Below are 20065 nucleotides of genomic sequence, written 5' to 3'. Positions count from 1 at the left end.
TTTGCCTATAATTCCTGAAAAAAAAGAGTCGCCAAGCGACTCTTTTTTTATCCCAATATTGCGACGCTGAAAAATAGCAAATCTACAAAAATCGTACCTAACACTGCTCCGCCAAAAGCCCAGTAAGCGAGATTAGGCGATCGCATTGCTTTATTCCCAGTAATCAAGAGCAATGCGGCAAGAATACAAGCCCAAGTCATTCCCCAAGGGGTTTCTACCAAAGTTAAAGCATTTTTTAAAATTGGCTGAGCAAGACTAATGTTTGATTCAACTTGCATCAAGGCTTTCCAGTTAGGAAAAAGATGCGCGATGTAGAAATACAGATCGGTAATAGCTGTGCCGAATAGTGAGCCTATATAAAACAGCCCCCCGACTCGGTGTGAATCTTGACGAGTTGCCCAGATTGCCCAAGGCAAAGCTAAAGCTTCGACTGGTACATGATAGGCAGGCTCCCAGCGTAGCCAGCCCCAATATAGAGAGCCACATAACCAAGTCAGACTAAAGCCCCAAATTAGGCTGCCCCAAATTCTTGATTTGGGTTCTGCTTGAAGATGTTTGGCGATCGCAAGCCAACCGACGGTACAAATCAAACTCAACCAAGGCGCGTAGCGCACAAGTGGAGCTTCAAAAAATACTGGTACAGATACTAAAAAGAGTGAAGCTAGCCATACGCGCCAATGTTGTAACGCATAGGTTTTAGCTAGTAAATTTTTTGATAGATATTGGGGAAACGCTGACGTAATATTTGCAGTTAAGGATAGTTCCTGAACTGGTGATCTGGCACGTTCTAAGGAGCGCTCCTTGAGTTCAACCCTGTCAGGAGATAGAAACAAAGTATCTTAAAAAGTTATATTAATTTTTATTACTTAATATATTAACAGTCTTTTTTGAGTAAGTTAGGACATTCTCCATCTTTTCTTAATGTGGATAGTTATCTCTCACCCATTGACGAAATTCTTTGAGAGCTTGGCGATCGCCTAATTGAAATCGTTTTTGCATAAACTCGACAATTATCGCCGCAAGCAAGTTAGGAAAAGATAAGCTGCACTCTGTTTTTATATATTCTCCATTTTCCAAAGCGAGAAATTCTAAGTTATAGCCGTCATAGCGCCAAATTTCAGGAATATTAAGCAGGGCATAGATCGGTAAACGGCGATCGCTAGGATTGGTGATATCAACTTCTAAAACTAGATCAGGTGGTGGATCTTGTCCTACAGTAATTACCTTTTTACTCCGAATTACTGGCTCATTTGCAATGTAGTAGCAAGAATCTGGTTCTGCACCAACCTTGAGATCGGGAATACGCATTAATAACGAGCCACATTTACATAGTTCTAGCTCTAGCTCATCGGACAACACCCGAATTAAATCATCAATAAAGCGATTGCTCCGCTCATGTAACGCCATTGGCGACATAATTTCTAAATTACCGTTGATGTAATGAAATAAAGTGCTGCGGCGATCGCCTAGATCGTCAAGTAATTGCTCAAAAGTTTTCCAGCTAACATTTTCTAGGAGAATGCGTTGCTCGGCAACAGGGCGAATCTGTTCAACCGTAATCGTAGATGATGCGGTTGCGATCGCAGAGGGCTTGGTTACAGCAATCATGGCGAATTACTCAGATACTACTGAAATTGTAGCTAAAAAAGAAAGGCGAAGCGAAGCGTCGCCTTTCTTTTTGGGAGGGTTTTAAAGAGTCAGAGATTGAGGATTGGTTTCAATTAGTTTAGCTAAATCTTGCAAGAACTGAGCGGCATGAGCGCCATAAATGACACGGTGATCGGCGGTGAGATTGACTTGCATTTGGCTGCTGACTTTGATTGCGCCATCTTTGGTTGCCACAACTTGAGGGCGAGATCCACCAACAGCTAAAATTGCACCAGTACCAGGGGGCAAAATCGCATCAAAGCGATCTACGCCAAACATACCCAAGTTGGAAATGGTGAATGTGCCAGAGTTGTATTCATCGGGTTGCAATTGCTTCGCACGAGCGCGATCGACTAGCCCTTTCCAATCACGGGAGAGACTATAGAGGTCAGTTTGATCAGCATTTTTTAATACAGGCGTAATCAAGCCACCGTCATCCATAGCGACAGCGACAGCAACATTAATATTGCTCTTGTACTCAATACCGCGATCGCTATAGCTAGCATTAATCAAAGGATGCTTTTGCAAAGTCACAGCTACAGCCTTGGCAAGCAATGCCGTCATGGTCACGCCCTTAGTCTTGACTTGCTTGTAAAGAGTATCAAGAGCATCAGTGGTAATCGTATAACCAACACGGAACACAGGCACTGAAAGGCTCTGATTCATGTTGTTGACTACCGCTTTTTGGAAAGTCGTCAGTGCTTGCGTAGTTCCTAGTGCCACGGGAGCTGCCGCTTTGGCGACAGGTGCAGGTGCAACAGCGGTTGCGATCGCAGATGACTTAGCTACAGGTGCAGATGCAGGTTGGAGAAATGCTTCGACATCGGCGGCAGTAACTCGTCCGTTGGGTCCAGTTCCTGAAATTTTAGCTAAGTCAAGCCCATTATCCTTAGCAATGCGCTTGGCTCTTGGGGATACGATTTGGCGACCTGATGATGGAGCGATCGCAGATTTGCGTGGTGAGGAGACAACGACATCAGGGATCGAGGCAACCGAGGCTGCCGTAGGCGTGGAAACTAATTTAGCGGGAGGATCTTCAGATAATTGGGGTGCAGCCAATCCATTTTGTGACGAGGATTTACCAGCCGCTTTTAACTTAGCTTCTTCGATTTCTTCTTTGGTCTCTGCGACATAGGCGATCGCGGAACCGACTGGGGCAGATTCGCCTGCGGGGGTAATGATTACACCGAGATAACCTTCATAGAAGGTTTCGACATCCATATCAGCTTTGTCAGACTCTACAATCACGACAGTTTCGCCTTTTTCCACTTTGTCACCAGGTGATTTCACCCAAGAGGTGATTTTTCCTTCGGTCATAGTGGAGCTAAGCGCGGGCATGAAAATTTCGTAAATCATAGGGAATTTTTAAAAATCTATTGCACAACTAACAAAGTCAACGGCTGTCAACGGCTGGGTCGCTAAGCCATCATAAATCTTAACTTGTTTTTGCGATCGCTTACAGCAATTCTCCGTTCAAAGATAAAAGGCGGCGCGAAGCGCCGCCTTTTATCTTTAGTTTTTTCTTACGCACAAAGTGCTGTCAAGCTTATTCGTTCATTTCTCGATAGATTGTGGCGGTAGCGGGTGAAGCCTGAGTTAAGTATTGGAAAATCCAGAATTTGAAAAGTCCATCCAAAAACACAGGAACTGTTGAGATAAAAGATTGTGCCAAGATTTTATTTTCAGGTAGTCCAAAATGACTAAATAAAACTGTCAACAAAGCATCCCATCCTTCGCTGGAGTGGAATCCCACAAAGGTATCAGTTGCGATAATAATCAAGAAGGCTTTTGCATTGTCATTGAGACTATAAAGAACTTCATCTAGAAATTCTTTAATAGTTTCTAGTTCTTTGCGTCCTGAAAGCAGAAAAAGGTAAAAGACAAAAGCAGCAGTAATATCGGCTAGTAAGTTCTTAACACCGTCAAGGCTTTCAGCGTTGAATCTTTTTAAGATTTTGACAGATTCTTGCTGTATTAAAGATTCAATTTCTTCTGACGCTTTTTCTTTAGGTGTAAGAGCTTCTTGTTTCTCCACAGTTTCTTGCTTCTGAGCAGTTTCTTGTTTCTCAGATGTTTCTTTCTTCTCTTTTGTTTGCTCCAGCACAATTGATTTGATCATGTAATCAAATTCAATTCTTTCTTTAGCTAATCGCAGCACGTTAAAAGCTTTTTCCTCGATCGCAGGACTAAACTTGACAGTCATATTATTAGCATCAATAAAGCTATTGATCATTGGACTAAAAATCACTGCTTTCGATAAAAACTGCACTACAATTACAGAAATCACGAGAACCACAATGTAGCGTAAAGCCTGTTTAATCCGCTGTTGTGACTGTCTTAGCTCTTCAACAATATCTTTTTCATAGTCAGAATATGAGCCACTAAGATTACGTTTAACCCGATCAAAAGCTTTAAAGAATGAACCAGGTAAAATACTCTTCTCCACAGATGTCACCTGCTGAGGAGGTCGTCTATAACTCTTAGGCTTGGAATTTTTAAAGAGTTGAAACTTTTCGTCAGGTTCTACCTCAGATTCATCTAATTCTATGTTTTTCCTACTATTGGATGAGTTGGTGTTAGCTGAAGATTTAACAACAACATCAATAGTCTGAGCGCTGGCACGGTTATATCTTTCGAGAGTGTAATCAATAAAAGCAAGTTTCTGATAAATAGAAAATCTACGACTATTCCCACCTAGTTGATTTGCTGATAATTCTCCATTGCCAACGGGATCATTGTCTTGATTGTTGGCTGCATATTTAGCGATCGCAGTATTGGCAAGATTGCTGGAGCTTTGAGTCTGTAAATAGGGCAGCGAGGCACTTACTTTATAAAAACTTAGTCGCGAATTGATCGTTCGGAGATACTTCTGAAGCTGGATCTCAAACACACTAAATACATTGCTACCAAAACTACCATCGTTAGCGATTTTATTGCCATTGAAGGTTTCTTCTTCAATCCGCTTGATGTTAACAGCCGCTTCAAAAGCCTCATCAATTGCTCGCTCAGGTGTGTTCTTAACCCAAGAGAAAATATTTTGTAAAGGTGATGCGTTATTGTCGGGTGAGTTAGATTTCATAGTGGGGCGATCGCTACAATGCCTAGAATAATCGAAAAACTAAATAGTAGAAGGTATAATTCGTGCCTCTTTTACTCCCTAAGCTAAAAAATGTCCCGCCCGCTGCGCGAGCGGGACATTTTTTAGGATTTATCTACTTATACTGGAATTTCAATCCTAAACTCTGTCCCTACGCCGACTTTAGAAAAGCATTCCAATCTACCATGATGCTTCTCTACCACAATTTGATAACTAATTGATAGCCCCAATCCTGTGCCTTTGCCCACAGGCTTCGTGGTAAAAAAGGGATCGAAGAGCTTTTTGAGGATATCTTCAGGAATACCACGCCCATTATCGGCAATGCGGATCACCACCATTAATTGATGATTTTCAGGTGTGGGCGGCTTCAACTCAGTAACGATCGAAATTTCATTGGCTTGGTGCTGGGAAATATCGGTAGCTTGATCGCAATTAGCGACACTCTCATCGATCGCATCGATCGCATTGCTTAAAATGTTCATAAACACCTGATTGAGTTGCCCCGCGTAGACATTGACAATCGGGATATTGCCATAACGCTTAGTTAAATTAATCGCAGGACGATCGCCATAAGCTTTAAGGCGATTTTGCAAAATCAGTAACGTACTATCCAATCCTTCATGGATATTAAAGGGTTTTCTTCCTTCTTGGTCAGTGCGTGAAAAATTTCGTAAAGACAAGACAATTTGGCGAATGCGGTCGGCTCCGATTTTCATCGATGTCAGCATCTTCGGCAGATCTTCTTTAAGGAATTCCAGATCGATCTCATCGAGAAATTTGGAGATTTCGGGAACTGGTTCTGGATAATTTGTTTGATAAAGAGCGATCGCATCTAGCAGATTCTGGACAGAACGGTTGGCATGGTTGAGATTGCCATAGATAAAGTTGACAGGATTATTAATCTCATGGGCAACCCCTGCTACTAATTGACCAAGACTCGACATTTTTTCAGTCTGAATCAGTTGGCTCTGGGTTTGTTGCAAATCAGCAAGGGCTTTTTCGATCAGGATGGATTGAGCTTGGGCATTGGCAGCATTGGTCTGAGCAGAGTCAAATAGCTCGGCTTGATCGATAGCGATCGCTAATTGGTTCGCCACGGCTTGTAAAAGTCCTACTTCGTCTGCATCCCAAGGACGACTACCTTGACAATGCGCCGCCACAATCACCCCCAATTTTTGCGATCGGGTTTTGATCGGCACAAGTAACTGCGAAGTAAAACCTCTTTCAGCGAGAAGCATCCGACTAATATTATCCAATTCTGGATTAGTGTAAATCGATTGAATCTGAATAATTTCTTGGCTAAGCAAACGCTGACCCAATTGAGGCAATTGAGACAGAGGATAACTGGTGGCGGCTTCAAGAAAGTTATGACTAGCCGCAAAATGCACAAGCTGAAACTCTGGCGGATTAGTATTGGGCACATGCCAAAAGAAATTACATAGATCGATCAGTAATAGATCCTGTATTTCATTAACAGCCGTGGCAAGGATCGTATCTAGATCAAGGGAATTGCGAATCTGGCTAGTAAGGCGACGGTTTAACATTTCCTCACGTCTGACCAGATCTTTATAACTTTGACGCGATCGCTCTAGTTCTCTTTCGGCGCGACGGCGTTCCCACTGCTCTTTTTTGCGATCACTTATATCATGAGCCACAATCACAATATTTTGAACATTACCCTGTCCATCGCGCATCACACTGCCTGATGATTCTAAAATTCGCCAACTTCCGTCTTTATGCTGCATCCGATATTCTAAAGATTTACCTACACCCGTTTTTAAGGTTTCTGCCGCCGCTTTTAATACTTGCTCTTGATCATCGGGATGAATCTTATCGTACGCCCATGTGCCTTTGAGTTCTGCCGATGTATAGCCCAAGACTCTCTGATAGGAAGGACTATTGTAAATGCGATAGCCTTTAGCATCGATCACTGCAATTAAATCTGCAACATTTTCCATGATCGATCTAAATAGGCGATCGCTTTTTAGTGCTGATAGATCTGATTTATCAGCTTTGTCAGCATCGTGATTTGGATGATGCTCTTCTGTTAAATCGATACTTGCGTCCGTCATAATGAATTTTTAAAGATAGGACTGCATGAAATCAAATTAAGTTTGCCTAACTGTGCAACCAAATGCAATAGCATTTTTAAGTGGCTAATTTAGTTTTTGAGTGCAATGTTAAATCTTAATTTAAATCGTAATTTAGAAAGAACCAGCGATCTAACAAATCAGCACAAAGATCTTGTCTCTCGAAGATCTTTGTGGTTTAAAGGCATAACGTTCACGATCGCTTGTTTGCTTGTGACTTGTTTGACGATGGTATCGGCGATCGCGCCAAGCATAGCAGCACTACCAACCAAAAGTGCGATTAAAGATCCTCGTGTCATCCTGAGAAATGCGTTACCGATTGATAGCGAAGTGCTGCGCGATGTCCAGCTCACCTTGGAGCAAATGCCTCGCCAAGCCAATCTCAAAAGGTGGAGCAACCTCAAAAGAGATATTGAAACGCTCTCGCAAACCCTAAGTCAAAATCAGTCACAGTTGATTGCTGAAGTTAGCAGCGATCTCCAAGGATTAGTAACCGAACATTTGAATAGCTTAACGACAGCCCTTGTACCTTTACAGGAGGCGATCGCAGTCAAAGATCGCAACAGTGTTAAAGCCCTGTCAGAAAGAGCCTTGGACTATGTAGGTTTAGTCGAATCTGACTTTATTCAAGCCTTCCCCTTTGAAGTTCCTGCCCAATATGCCCAATTGCCCCAACTCAAGGGACGCGCCCTAGTAGAGATATCCACCGAAAAAGGTAATGCCACGATTACGGTGGATGGCTACAACGCACCAGTCAATGCAGGTCAATTTGTCGATCTCGTACAGAAAGGCTTTTACGATGGGCTAACTTTCACGCGAGCCGACGAAAATTATTACTTGCAGACTGGCGATCCTGATGGTAAAGCCGATGGCTACATCGATCCTACAACCAAAAAATATCGGACTGTCCCAATCGAAGTGCGCCTACCCGATCAAAAAGTTCCTACCTATGGCAAAACCTTTGAAGAACAAGGTTTGTCAGGCACATTACCCGTACTGCCCTTTGCTGCCTTTGGGACTGTTGCCATGGCGCATCCTAATGAAGATGCTAATGCTGGTTCATCGCAGTTTTTTATCTACCTATTTGAATCAGAATTAACTCCCGCAGGTTTAAATTTGCTTGATGGCAACTATACCGTTTTTGGATATGTCACCGATGGCAAGGAAACTTTGGATAAACTAAGACTAGGCGACAAAATTTTGTCAGCCCGTGTCATTAGTGGCGCTGAAAATTTAATCAAGTAATACACCTTACTTAGAGCGAAGCTCTGCCCTCATCCCCCAGCCCCTTCTCCCAAGAGGGGAGAAGGGGCGCAAGATAACTTATTGAGGTTTTCTTGTCCCCCTCTCCCAAGAGGGAGAGGGGCTAGGGGTGAGGGTCTTAGGAATTTCTTGGTTCGGGTTTGAACACAAAGCGCTATGTATCACAATCACAACCAGAGGATAACTAATTTAATGGGTACTCCCCGCAACGAACCGTATATTTTGAGCTTGCCAAATCCTAGTAGTGCAATCTGTCTTGCAGGGACACGCGAGGAAAACCTCAAGCTACTTGCCGAAACAACAGGTGTGCGGATAATCATGCGGGGACAAGACCTATTAATTGATGGTACGACAGAGCAGATAAGCCTTGTAGAACAGATGGTTAATGCCCTGAAGCCATTGTGGTCGCAGGAAAAAACGATCGCAGCCGTAGATATTCGCGCTGCTCGTGAAGCGATCGCGGAGGAACGCTCTGGCGAATGGCGCGATCGCGCTACTATTTCTCGTAATCGTCGTGGTGACTCAGTGCAGCCACGCACCTATCGTCAGCAGCAATATGTGCAGGCGATGGAAAATCACGATTTAATCTTTGGTGTGGGGCCAGCGGGTACTGGAAAAACCTATCTCGCCGCTGTTGCTGCGGTGAGCGCATTGCAAAGCAACAAGTTTGAGCGGATTATCCTCACTCGCCCAGCAGTCGAAGCAGGTGAGAGCCTCGGTTTCCTCCCTGGAGACTTACAGCAAAAAATTGATCCCTATCTACGTCCTCTCTACGACGCAATGAACGAAATGATCGGCGCAGAGAAAGTTCCGCAATTAATGGAGCGTGGCATTATCGAAGTCGCGCCTCTTGCCTATATGCGCGGACGCACCCTCAGTAACTCGTTCATCATCGTTGACGAAGCCCAAAACACAACAGCCGCCCAAATGAAAATGGTCTTAACGCGACTGGGGTTTAAATCGCGTATGGTCGTAACAGGCGACATTACCCAGATTGATCTACCCCGTCATCAAAAATCGGGCTTAATCATCGCCATGAATATTCTCAAAGGAGTCGAAGGAGTTTCCTTTAACTTGTTTGATAAGAATGATGTAGTGCGCCATCCTCTAGTGCATAACATCATTGCCGCTTACGAAAACGCAGAAGCGGATTAACATAAGCTCCAAGCTTCTGTTAATCGTAGGGGCAATTCATGAATTGCCCCTACGATTAACAGAAAGCTTGGTTCTCATTTCAGAGCAAAGCGCTGTAAAACTATGAACCACGAACCAATCTCTGAAGATATTCAAATCACTGTCAAATTATTTGCAATTTTTCAGGAGATACTCGCTACAGATGAAATGCAAATTACGCTAGCGTCAGGTACTTCGGTATCGCAAATATTCGATCGCTTAGTCAGTCAACACCCACATCTTGAGAAATGGCGATCGCTAACTCGTTATGCAGTAAATCTCAATTTTGCAGAACCACAGACAATTCTTAAAAATGGTGACGAGGTCGCACTGATCCCCCCTGTAAGTGGTGGATAAATCCAAAAAAAAGCAAAGCTCCCGCGTAGCGGGAGCTTTGCTTTTTTTGGATTAGCCCTGTCCAGACCAGTCAAGTAAGCCACTAAACTGATGCAGGTCAATAAAACTAAGCTGTAATAAAATCATTAGCAATGGACCTTCTTGGCGAGCTTGCCAGCGTTTGGCAACCGCCAACTGCTCACGGTCAACGACAGACAACTCCAGCAGGTGTCTCTCTAAATCTTCTTGGCGACTAGCGATCGCGTATGTCTGGGAGTGATAACTCATTGAGATCAAATAACTAATTACTTAGGCAATTTGGATTGATAGCGTAGCGAACCTTACCACATCTATCAACGTCCGTCAAAGTTATTTTTTGTCAGGGCATAAACCGAAAAATACGAGGTGTGGCGAGTCACGTCGCATCTCGTATTTTCGGTCTGACTAATCTTAATGCAAGTAAGCATAATTGACGGATATGTCAAAAAAATTTGACATAAACTAACTGAATACTCCCTTTTCACCAAAAGAATAGACGTTTTAAAATGAAGAATTAGTGGTGCGCGGCGAAGCCGCGCACCACTAATTCTTCACTGGGAAGGGAGTATAATCTCTAAAAGCACATACTAAATTTAGTAAACTTTTAACATCTAAAAATTACTGCATCGTGTGTCTTAGCAATTCTCATTATAAAAATCGGTTTTGAGTCAAGTCCGCCGGCGGCAGACTTGACTCAAAACCGATTTTAGGGTTTGTAGCGCCGCAGGTGCTGCAAACCCTAAAATCGGTTTCATAATTTAGAATTGATTACAGTTGTGCATATGTCTAAATTGCTTTGCTCTTGCTTTGGACACTTTTAAATAATTTGTTTGCTTTAGCAAAATCCCTCTACATGGACAATTCCAAATTTTCTGAAGAAATATCTACGAAAGACTGGCAAAAACTCCAGCAAGAAGTCAAAGGATTACGAATGCAAGTCAGCCGACTTCAGATGGAAAATAGTGATCTGGAAAACTCATTATTAACCGCAGTTGAACATGGCGATCTTGTTGAAGCGGAGCTACTAGATGTTAATAAAAGACTAAAAAGTGAAATCATCGAGCGCAAGATGGCTCAAGCCACCCTGCAATCAATCTTAGAAATTGTCTATCGAGATAAAAGCGATCTCGAAATTATGCTAGCGACTAGCACTGAGCATGGTGATGCGATCGAATATGAGCAATACAATCGTGCTGTCGAGACTATGCACCAAAGCGAGGAGCAGTTTAGAACGATCGCAGAATCAACTAGTATGGCAATGCTGGTTAGTAGACTCTCTGATGGTGCGATTACATATGCTAATACTAGTGCTGGCACAATCCTCCAAAGAGAATCCCACGATTTAATACAGCGATCGATTAAAGATCTTTACTACTTACCCGCAGAATGGGAGATTTTACAGCAGCATTTTTTACAAAACCAAAAAGTGCGTGACTATGAAATTCGTCTATGCAAAGCCAATCAAGAACCCTTGTGGGTGCTAGCATCTGTACATCCACTATGGCTAAAAGGCGAACAAGTCTTATTAAACACTTTCTATGATATTACGTTGCTTAAAAAGATAGAACTTGCACTACGTGAGTCAGAAGCAAAACTACGAGAACAAGCCAACCTCTTAGAACAACGAGTTGAGGAACGTACTTATGACCTTAAGCTAGCCAAAGAAGCCGCCGAGTCAGCAAGCCGTTCTAAGGCAGCCTTTTTAGCAAATATGAGTCATGAGTTGCGTACTCCTCTGAACGCAATTCTTGGCTTTGCTCAGCTTATGCTCTATGACCAAGAGTTAAATGAGCAGCACCAGACTGACCTCCAAACCATCTGTAATAGTGGCAATCACCTACTGGCGATGATTAATGACATTTTAGAAATGTCAAAGCTCGAAGCTGGCAGCGTACTTCTGCGCGAGAAGGAATGCTCTCTATACGACATCGTAGATACTGCAAGAGATATGTTGTATCTGAAGGCTCAAGAAAAAGATTTATCTTTTGATGTGAGTATTCAACCAGATGTTCCTCCCTATATTTATACCGATGAAGGTAAATTACGCCAAATATTGATCAACTTAATCGGTAACGCCATCAAATTTACGGACTCAGGACATATTCTTGTGCGTGTGGATGTTCGCAACTTACCTGAAAACATAGCAAAAATAGCTGGAGAAGTTTCTGAGATTCCTCGTTGCCTATGTTTTGAAGTGGAAGACACTGGTGCAGGTATTTCCGAAGCAGAAGTGTTAACCCTATTTCAGCCTTTTGTCCAAACTGATTCTGGTAAGCGATCGCAAGAAGGGACTGGACTAGGACTATCGATTAGCTATAACTATGTGAGGCTAATGGGTGGTCAAATGTTTGTCATCAGTAAAGTTGGCGAAGGTTCTACCTTCAGATTTGACATTCCCGTTAAATCCTTAGATCTTTTTAGTTTCGATTCTCCAACTAAATCACTGCGGCGAGTAATTGGGCTTGAGGGTAATCAAGTTTACCGTATCTTAATCGCTGAAGATATGCGTCTGAACCGCCAACTATTAACGAGAATTTTATCCCCGCTAGGAATTGAAGTGCGCGAAGTTACTAATGGACAGGATGCGATCGATGTATGGCAATCTTGGACACCACATTTGATCTGGATGGATGTCAGAATGCCGATCATGAATGGGCAAGAAGCTACATCGGCAATCAGAGAACTTGAGAAAGCGCAAAATATTGCCGCATCGCAGAAAGTCCAAATAATTGCTTTAACAGCCAGCTTGGTTGAGATTAGAGAAGAAGATTTATTTCTGAATGGGTTCGATGGATTTCTTTCTAAACCATTTACTGAAGATAAAGTTTTTGACAGAATGGCAGAGCATCTAAACTTGAAATATATTTACAATTAACTAAACCCGCAAAAGACAAATCGCCTGCTACGCAGGCGATTTGTCTTTTGCGGGTTTAATTCTCTAACGCACATATGCGCGAAATGGAGAATCACGTTCAGCTAAAAGCTCGCGCATTCTTAAGGTGTTATAGACAGGATTATGCTCATAATCTCCATAGAGAACAATATTAGCTAAAAATCCGTGTATTCCCTGTATATCTTCAATCCGTTCTACATACTTACAAGATTTAATAGATGGATTTTTTTTGCGCCAGTTTAAATATTCAGAATAGCTACCTGCAATTATTAGAGTCTGACTGTTGGAAGTATCTGTAATAGCGGTCATTATTGTGTCTATTGGTATCAGTAAGATTTTTTAACTACGTCTCAAATCAATTTCGTTTGTAATCTTAACTAAACTTAGTATAACTTAACATATCCTGTCATCACCCATAAGGAACTAATTTTTAGTGGAGCAGCGAAGCCTCGCCGCTAAAAATTGGTTCCTTATTAAATCACATAACCCTTAAGGCGTAAGAAATATAGCAATGCTAATCAAAACCGATTTTAGGGTTTTCAGCGCTGCAAGCGCTGAAAACCCTAAAATCGGTTTTGATTAGAGATCGTGTAGACTTAAGACGAAAAGAATTCCGCCTTCTATTTGGGATGTTTTTGTAATGCGACTCCAACCATACCTGATCTCAGTTTTAGTTGCACTCTTACTGATGATTACTAGTTGTGCTTCTACAGGACAATCGGCAAACGCTCAACTGTCTGATGCTCAATTTGAAACAAAAGTCTTAGAAATCATCCGTAAAAATCCACAGGTGATTTTAGACTCAGTACAGTCCTATCAAAAATCTCAGGCGCAACAAGAAGAACAGTTGCGCTCTAAGGTGCTATCTCAGATTCGCCAAGAACCTCGCCTACTACTTCGCAATTCACCAGTTACAGGTTCCGCAAGCCAGAAAATCATCATGGCGGAGTTCTCCGATTTTGAATGTCCTTTTTGTGCAAGAGGATATGCTGTGGTGAAGGAATTCATGGCAAAAAATCAGAATGATGTCACTTTAGTGTTTAAGCATTTCCCACTTAAGGAGATTCATCCTCAGGCAGAACCTGCTGCTTTTGCGGCTTGGGCTGCTTCACAACAGGGCAAGTTTTGGGAATATCATGATGCTTTATTTGAGCAGCAGGGCAAACTTGGTGAAGAGTTTTATCTGGAACTTGCCAATACGTTGAAACTTGATGTCGATCGCTTTAATCGCGATCGCAAGAGCGAAGAAGCGAAAGCGGCGATCAAGAAAGATTTTGAACTTGGGAAGTCTTTAGGAGTACGTGGTACGCCTTCATTTGTAGTGAATGGAGTATTTTTCTCTGGAGTCCCCGACATTAAAGAATTAGAAGCATTAGTTGCTCAAATTAAAGCGGGTAAATAGTTTTAATAGAGCCTTGCTTCTCAAGGCTTTATTAAAACTATTGTTTATATATACAGTATTTTTTAGATGAGAACAGCAAATGGGCAATTGGAGGGAACAAATAATTATTACTCCTCTTGCTCGTTTTTCCGATCGCCTAATTTGGCTGTCTGAGCATCCAGTTTTTGGCGTAATGGCGATCGCTTTAGTGGCAGTTGCCTGTCGCTTTTGGAACTTGGATGGCACAGCGGATGTCGTTTTTGACGAGGTTTATTATCCTAAGTTTGCTCAAAACTATTTGCGCGGTGAGACTTTATTTGACGCGCATCCTCCCCTAGCCAAATACATCATTGCAATAGGCATCAAGATTTTTGGTTATGCGCCTTTTGGTTATCGTTGTATGACGGCCCTAGCAGGTTCATTACTGCCCTTAGTTACCTATGAGTTGATTTGGCAGTTGAGCGATCGCCGTTGTTGGGCATGGCTGACAGGCTGGTTTGTTGCCATGGATGGGCTGTTATTAGTGGAGTCACGCTTTGGCTTGATCAATATTTATATTTTGCTTTTCGGGATGCTTTGCCATCTATGTATGGTGCTAGCCCTGAAGCGATCGCGGCAAAGATGGTTTTGGGTAATTGCTTCAGGCTTGATGTTAGGCGCATCTATCAGCGTGAAGTGGACAGGCTTGGCTTATGTGGTCGGGCTAGTGGCGCTAATGGGGTATGCATGGTCACGTTATCGCCAAACCTTAAATGTCCTGCAAATTGTGATTGGATTAATCATTTTGCCGATCGCCTTTTATTTTGTGGAGTGGATTCCGCATTTAATGATTAATCCCGAACGCGATATTTGGGAACTACATCGCCAGATCCTTGGTTTTCATCAAAACTTAGGCATTGGCAAAACCGAACCGATCCATCCCTATTGTTCGCCTTGGTGGAGTTGGGTCTTATTAATTCGTCCCGTCGCCTACTTTTTTGAGATGCGTCCCAACAGCATGGTGCAATTTGTTCATGCGATGGGGAACCCGTTGTTATATTGGCTCAGCGCGATCGCATTGCTGATCGGTCTATCATTTTTAGTTGTCTCAAAGTTAAGGTTTCCGCCCAAGCTAATAACTCAAATAAATTTTGAAAATAGTTCTCTGTCGCCATCAACATTATTCTGGTTTACGTTTTATGTAATCACTAGTTTTCTTGCCCATTGGTTGCCTTGGAGCCTAAGCAAACGCTGCATATTCTTGTATCACTACATGCCTGCGTCAGTTTTTGCTTTTGCAACTCTTGCGTTATTGGTATCGCTGATGTGGCGATCGCCATTACAAGAGTTGAGAACGCTTGGTTCTGGGATTGTGGTAATTATTGCGATCGCATTTATATTTTGGTTGCCAATTTATATCGGTTTACCGATCTCCTCAGGTTATTTGCCCGTGCTAATGTGGTTACCTAGCTGGATCTAAGTTCTTAGGGCTGCCCCCACGGCGTTTCCAAAAGCAACGATAAGGTAAGCTAAGTTATCTCCTTGTTTGCAGTTCGGGAAATATGCAAAACTTTCGCAACTATTATGAAATCCTCGGTGTACCGAAGACAGCCACGGCTGACGAAATTAAGCGCTCCTATCGCAGGTTAGCGCGGAAATATCATCCCGACCTGAATCCAAATGACAAAGCCGCCGAAGAGCGCTTTAAAGATATTGGCGAAGCCTACGAAGTCTTGTCTGATACCACCAAGCGTCAGCAATACGATCGCTTTGGACAATATTGGAAACAAGGCGGATTTCAAGGTGCAGGGAGCCGACCACCTACATCACGAGAGCAATATACGCCAGACTTTGAGCGTGGTGGCTACTCTGGCGATGTTGACTTTAGCCAATACAACGACTTCCAAGAATTTGTCGATCAATTATTAGGCAAGTTTCGCACTAATGAGCGTGCCCAAGACACTGGCGGTGCGTCGGCCTATCGCACTACTACACAAGCCCCTCCACGCCCCACACCACGCCGTGATTCTGAGGCTTTATTAGAGCTGCCTCTCGAACGAGCCTATGTTGGTGGTCGCGAACGCATTCGCCTCGAAGATGGGCGATCGCTAGAAGTAAATATGCCAGCAGGTGTGCTTTCAGGTCAAAGAATCAGACTCAAAGGTCAGGGCGCATCGGGCGGAGATCTTTATCTCAAAATTACGCTCAAGCCCCATACATTCTTCACTCTTGAAGGTTCCGATATTCGCTGCCAATTACCAATTTCACCGAGCGAATCGGTACTCGGTGTTCAGGTAGAAGTTCCCACTTTAAGCGGGCTTGTAAAGCTAACTATTCCTCCTGCGGTGAAGTCTGGACAGCAGTTGCGACTCTCTGGCAAAGGTTTCCCAAAGGATGCGCGAACCTTTGGCGATCAGTATGTAGAAGTCCAGATCGTAGTTCCCAAAACTCCCAGCAAGCGCGAGCGCGAATTATACGAGCAGTTGCTAGAAATCCAATCTTTCGATCCTCGCGAAAACTTACCGAAAAAATAAAAGTTTAATGGGCGCTTTGCGCCCATTAAACTTATTCTTCGCAAAAACTTACCAAAAAATAAATATTTAATCTTTAATGTGCGCAAAGCGCCCATCTTACTTAGCTCTAAAAGCCATATGTCTACTATCATCTACGTCAACCAAGCCTGTATTGAGTCGCTGGATATTACTCCTGCCAAAATTGCGATCGCGAAGTTATTAGCAAATTGGGATAAAACTCCCGAAGGCGATCGCCAGTTTCAAATCGAACTTGTGTGGGATAAGGAAGATGGCGATCCTCGCGAACTATCAGAAATCTCGGAAGTGCGTCTCTGGTTTGTGCGTCTCGATGCCACCTATCCTTGGTTTAGCTATCTCCTCGATTGGCGTGCAGAACTCAGTCGCTATGCCGCGATGCTAGTTCCCCACCAGTTTAAGCGCGAAGGTGATGGCTATGTATTGCAATACAATCCTGAAGCACTGGAGCTTTTTGTAATGCAGAAGATATTCACAATTTCTCTCTGGCTCAAGTCGCGCGGTATTGACAGCACGGCAAAGTTACAACAAATGACCCAAAGCCTAGGCTACGAAATTGATTCAGCATTCTTCAATCTGTTATAGCTCTAAATCTTAGTCCCAGATTACAAGTTACAACGAGAACATCATTGTTGTACCATACCTAAGCAATTTCGCCTTACAATGTAAAGGTGGATTTAGAAGCTAAGGACAGCACAATATTCCAATGTCTCAACGTACTCGTAATCAATTAATTGAAGTTTTTAGGGAAGCAGCTAATAACTTAGAGTTGTTTCCCTTAGATAATGCCTCTACGTTGGATCGGTTTGCAATTGAGTATGATCTAGAGACTTTAGAAGAACTTGCGGCGTTAGTCGAAGATAGTCCTAGCCAGTCGAGCAAAATTATTTTTAGTGGTCATACTGGTTGTGGGAAGTCTACTTTACTAGCGGCGCTAGCCCAAAAATTACACGATCGCTTTTTTGTGGTGCGCTTTTCTATTGCTAATACAATCGAGAATGCAGATGTGAATCACGTTACGATTTTGTTTGCGATCGCCTTAAAGATCATGCAAGAGGCAGAAATTCAGAATGTGACGATTTCCCCAAAAATCAAAGAGAGCTTACTTAACTGGTTTGCGAAAAAAACAAAATCTGAGGAGTTGAAAGTAACGGGTGAAGCTAGTATCGGGGCAAAACTATTAGAACTAATTGGCTTGAAACTTAAAGTTGATGCAGTGATTCGGCAGGAAATCAAGCAAGAATTTGAGAGAAAGGTATCGGAATTAGTTGCGAAGTTAAATGAGATTGCAGCGATTGCTAATGGGGCAAGTGGAAAAAATATTTTGGTGATTATTGATGATATCGATAAGCTAGAGATACCAGTAATTCGCGATGTTTTTATCAATAATATTAAGGCGCTATTTCTGCCTAATTTGCAAATCATTTACACATTGCCGATCTCGGCTTTGCATGACAAAGATATTGTGCCTATATTAGAGACGGAAACCAGCGATCGCATTGTACCGATGCGAATTTTGAAGCTATATAAAAAAGGTGAGAGTCGCCATCCAGATCCTACTCCTGTTATGGAGATTGTTGACAAGCTTGAGAAGTTATTGGCAAAGCGAATTGATTTAGAACTATTTGAGCCAGAGGCATTACAGAAAGTGATTGCCTATAGTGGCGGTGTGTTGCGTGAGGTGATTCGGATTGTGCAGCAGTCTTGTCGCATTTGTTTGCGTCAGTTGCGATCGCTACCTGAAGATGGGGATGTGAGCAATTTAAAAATTTCGCTGACAGTGGTTGAGGAAGCGGCGAATAATCTGCGTTTGCAAATGTCGCGTCCCTTGGGAAAAGTAGACTATGAGATTTTAAAAACGGTTTATCAATACTATGCCCCTGATGATCCCCGTGATAGTGAGTTTTTGGGATTGCTGAAGGGTTTGCCAGTTTTGGAATATCGCAATGCGCGGGAATGGCATGATGTGCATCCGTTGTTGTGGCAATTAGTTCAAGAGCGATTGACTCCTTAACAATATGGCGAAGCAATGGAACCGAATGAAGTTAATTTTCTAGATTTACTTGTTGCGATTGAGACGAGTAATAAGCATTTGAGTTTGTTGCTTGCCGTTTGCGATCGAGATCGCTTGCGAAATTCTTTAACTGAGCGATATGAGCAGGAGTTAGCCTCAGAGGGAATTAAATCCTATCGCGTGACGATTGATCGCCAAGAACCAAGTTTATTTGCTGCGATTAATCAACTGGTTGGAGCGGAACCCTATTTACAGGATGGGAATCTTGCGGTGATTACGGTGGAGGGGGTGGTGAGTTTGTCGAGTTTTGTATCAGAGGGTGAGAGATCGCCTGTCGATAAGTTTTTGGGCTATTTGCAATGGACTAGGGAGGGAATGCGTCAGTTTACGTTTCCGATTGTGATTTGGGTAACTGAACATATTCACAATGAGATTTCGCGTAAAGCCCAAGATTTCTACAGTTGGCGACAGGGTGTATTTTTCTTTGAGTCAATTCAAGAGGAGACGATTGTACCGATTGATGTTGAACCAATTGATTTTCCAGATCCTGAGTCTGATGATTTGGATCTGCCGATTGATGAGTTGTTGGTTTATATTGCTCAACGGGAGGCTACTGGTCAAGAGGATGCGAGTTTGGCTACGTTTTACACGTTATTGGCAAAAGCCTATAAGCGCGATAATCAGATTGATCAGGCAATTTCCACATGGGAGAAAGCAATCGATCTTCAAGAAAAGCTTAATCTCTCTCTAGAACTTGCTCATAGTTTGAATGAATTGGGATTTCTGTATTATTACCAAGGAAAGTACAACAAAGCCGAACCTCTCTATCTGCGATCGCTCGAAATCAGGGAACGGGAACTAGGAGTAGAACATTCCTCTGTCGCCACCAGTCTCAACAATCTTGCAGAACTTTACAATTCACAAGGGAATTACAACGAAGCCGAACCTCTCTATCTACGATCTCTCGACATCAAAGAACATCAACAAGAAGTAGACCATCCCAATGTCGCCATTAGTCTCAACAATCTCGCAGAGCTTTACCATTCACAAGGGAAGTACAGCGAAGCCGAACCTCTCTATTTGCGATCTCTCGATATCAAAGTACATCAACAAGAAGTAGATCATCCCGATGTCGCCATTAGTCTCAACAATCTTGCAGGGCTTTACCATTCACAAGGGAAGTACAGCGAAGCCGAAACCCTCTTTTTGCGATCACTCGAAATTATGGAACGGGAACTAGGAGTAGAACATCCTGATGTTGCTACCAGTCTTAACAATCTCGCATATCTTTACAAATCGCAAGGGAAGTACAGCGAAGCCGAACCTCTTTATAGGCGATCACTGGAAATCAGGGAACGGCAACTAGGATCAGAGCATCCCGCTGTCGCCATCAGTCTCAACAATCTTGCAGGACTTTACGATTCGCAAGGGAAATACCGCAAAGCTGAACCTCTCTATGCACGATCCTTAGCAATTTTCGTGCAAACCCTCGGACAAGACCATCCCAATACCCAAACAGTAACGTCTTCTCTAATGATGTTAAAACTGCGAATCTTAACAGGTTTTGATCCTGCTACATTAGAGTAAATGATCCAAAATAATCC

The 20065-nt window shown here is 42.9% G+C and carries 17 protein-coding genes; 10 read left to right on the top strand and 7 right to left on the bottom strand.

Annotation, left to right across the window (positions count from 1 at the left end):
* Nucleotides 1-47: 47 nt before the first annotated feature.
* The 5 genes from APA_RS18555 to APA_RS18535 all read right to left on the bottom strand — a co-directional run bounded on the left by APA_RS18555 (nucleotide 48) and on the right by APA_RS18535 (nucleotide 6816).
* Nucleotides 48-833: a DUF3120 domain-containing protein gene (locus tag APA_RS18555; RefSeq protein WP_201323734.1), complete on the bottom strand. Its 786-nt coding sequence runs from the start codon at nucleotides 831-833 to the stop codon at nucleotides 48-50.
* A gap of 85 nt (nucleotides 834-918) precedes the next feature.
* Nucleotides 919-1608 carry a Uma2 family endonuclease gene (locus tag APA_RS18550; RefSeq protein WP_201323733.1) on the bottom strand — a complete coding sequence of 230 codons (690 nt, stop codon included), beginning with the start codon at nucleotides 1606-1608 and terminating at the stop codon, nucleotides 919-921.
* Nucleotides 1609-1689: 81 nt separating this feature from the next.
* Entirely contained in the window at nucleotides 1690-3003 is a 1314-nt protein-coding gene (locus APA_RS18545; protein ID WP_201323732.1) for a dihydrolipoamide acetyltransferase family protein, read from the bottom strand.
* A gap of 190 nt (nucleotides 3004-3193) precedes the next feature.
* On the bottom strand, nucleotides 3194-4726 hold the full coding sequence (locus APA_RS18540; protein WP_201323731.1) for a hypothetical protein: 1533 nt from the start codon (nucleotides 4724-4726) through the stop codon (nucleotides 3194-3196).
* Nucleotides 4727-4863: 137 nt separating this feature from the next.
* Nucleotides 4864-6816 (bottom strand): PAS domain S-box protein, encoded by a 1953-nt coding sequence (locus APA_RS18535; protein ID WP_201323730.1) that lies wholly within the window; start codon nucleotides 6814-6816, stop codon nucleotides 4864-4866.
* A gap of 105 nt (nucleotides 6817-6921) precedes the next feature.
* Between APA_RS18535 and APA_RS18530 the strand changes: the two genes are divergently transcribed.
* The 3 genes from APA_RS18530 to APA_RS18520 all read left to right on the top strand — a co-directional run bounded on the left by APA_RS18530 (nucleotide 6922) and on the right by APA_RS18520 (nucleotide 9627).
* A complete protein-coding gene (locus tag APA_RS18530) occupies nucleotides 6922-8079 on the top strand; it encodes a peptidylprolyl isomerase (protein ID WP_201323729.1) in 1158 nt (385 codons plus the stop codon).
* Between the two features lie 210 nt (nucleotides 8080-8289).
* Nucleotides 8290-9252: a PhoH family protein gene (locus APA_RS18525; protein WP_201323728.1), complete on the top strand. Its 963-nt coding sequence runs from the start codon at nucleotides 8290-8292 to the stop codon at nucleotides 9250-9252.
* Between the two features lie 102 nt (nucleotides 9253-9354).
* The gene (locus APA_RS18520) at nucleotides 9355-9627 is read left to right on the top strand and encodes a MoaD/ThiS family protein (protein WP_201323727.1); all 273 of its coding nucleotides are present in this window, start codon (nucleotides 9355-9357) and stop codon (nucleotides 9625-9627) included.
* 51 nt (nucleotides 9628-9678) lie between these two features.
* On the opposite strand, the gene APA_RS18515 is transcribed toward APA_RS18520, so the two are convergent.
* Nucleotides 9679-9894: a DUF2949 domain-containing protein gene (locus APA_RS18515; protein WP_103670384.1), complete on the bottom strand. Its 216-nt coding sequence runs from the start codon at nucleotides 9892-9894 to the stop codon at nucleotides 9679-9681.
* 604 nt (nucleotides 9895-10498) lie between these two features.
* Here APA_RS18515 and APA_RS18510 point away from each other — a divergent pair.
* Nucleotides 10499-12520: a PAS domain-containing hybrid sensor histidine kinase/response regulator gene (locus tag APA_RS18510; protein ID WP_201323726.1), complete on the top strand. Its 2022-nt coding sequence runs from the start codon at nucleotides 10499-10501 to the stop codon at nucleotides 12518-12520.
* A 63-nt stretch (nucleotides 12521-12583) separates the two neighbouring features.
* Here APA_RS18510 and APA_RS18505 read toward each other — a convergent pair whose 3' ends face one another.
* Entirely contained in the window at nucleotides 12584-12847 is a 264-nt protein-coding gene (locus APA_RS18505) for a hypothetical protein (protein WP_201323725.1), read from the bottom strand.
* A gap of 331 nt (nucleotides 12848-13178) precedes the next feature.
* Between APA_RS18505 and APA_RS18500 the strand changes: the two genes are divergently transcribed.
* From APA_RS18500 to APA_RS18475, 6 genes are all read left to right on the top strand, one after another.
* Nucleotides 13179-13940, top strand: coding sequence for a DsbA family protein (locus tag APA_RS18500; RefSeq protein WP_201323724.1), 762 nt, complete (start codon nucleotides 13179-13181; stop codon nucleotides 13938-13940).
* Nucleotides 13941-14019: 79 nt separating this feature from the next.
* Nucleotides 14020-15378 carry a phospholipid carrier-dependent glycosyltransferase gene (locus tag APA_RS18495; RefSeq protein WP_201323723.1) on the top strand — a complete coding sequence of 453 codons (1359 nt, stop codon included), beginning with the start codon at nucleotides 14020-14022 and terminating at the stop codon, nucleotides 15376-15378.
* An 82-nt stretch (nucleotides 15379-15460) separates the two neighbouring features.
* Complete coding sequence (locus tag APA_RS18490; RefSeq protein ID WP_201323722.1) at nucleotides 15461-16432, top strand: DnaJ C-terminal domain-containing protein; 972 nt, start codon at nucleotides 15461-15463, stop codon at nucleotides 16430-16432.
* 117 nt (nucleotides 16433-16549) lie between these two features.
* Complete coding sequence (locus APA_RS18485) at nucleotides 16550-17032, top strand: CRR6 family NdhI maturation factor (RefSeq protein WP_201323721.1); 483 nt, start codon at nucleotides 16550-16552, stop codon at nucleotides 17030-17032.
* Nucleotides 17033-17153: 121 nt separating this feature from the next.
* Nucleotides 17154-18461, top strand: a complete 1308-nt coding sequence (locus APA_RS18480; RefSeq protein ID WP_201323720.1) for a P-loop NTPase fold protein — start codon at nucleotides 17154-17156, stop codon at nucleotides 18459-18461.
* Between the two features lie 15 nt (nucleotides 18462-18476).
* Entirely contained in the window at nucleotides 18477-20048 is a 1572-nt protein-coding gene (locus APA_RS18475; RefSeq protein WP_201323719.1) for a tetratricopeptide repeat protein, read from the top strand.
* The last annotated feature ends 17 nt before the right edge of the window (nucleotides 20049-20065 follow it).

Source organism: Pseudanabaena sp. lw0831 (assembly GCF_016584665.1).
Classification (GTDB): Bacteria; Cyanobacteriota; Cyanobacteriia; order Pseudanabaenales; family Pseudanabaenaceae; genus Pseudanabaena.
Note: the sequence above shows the minus strand (reverse complement) of the source record. Positions and strands in the feature narration are given on the sequence as shown.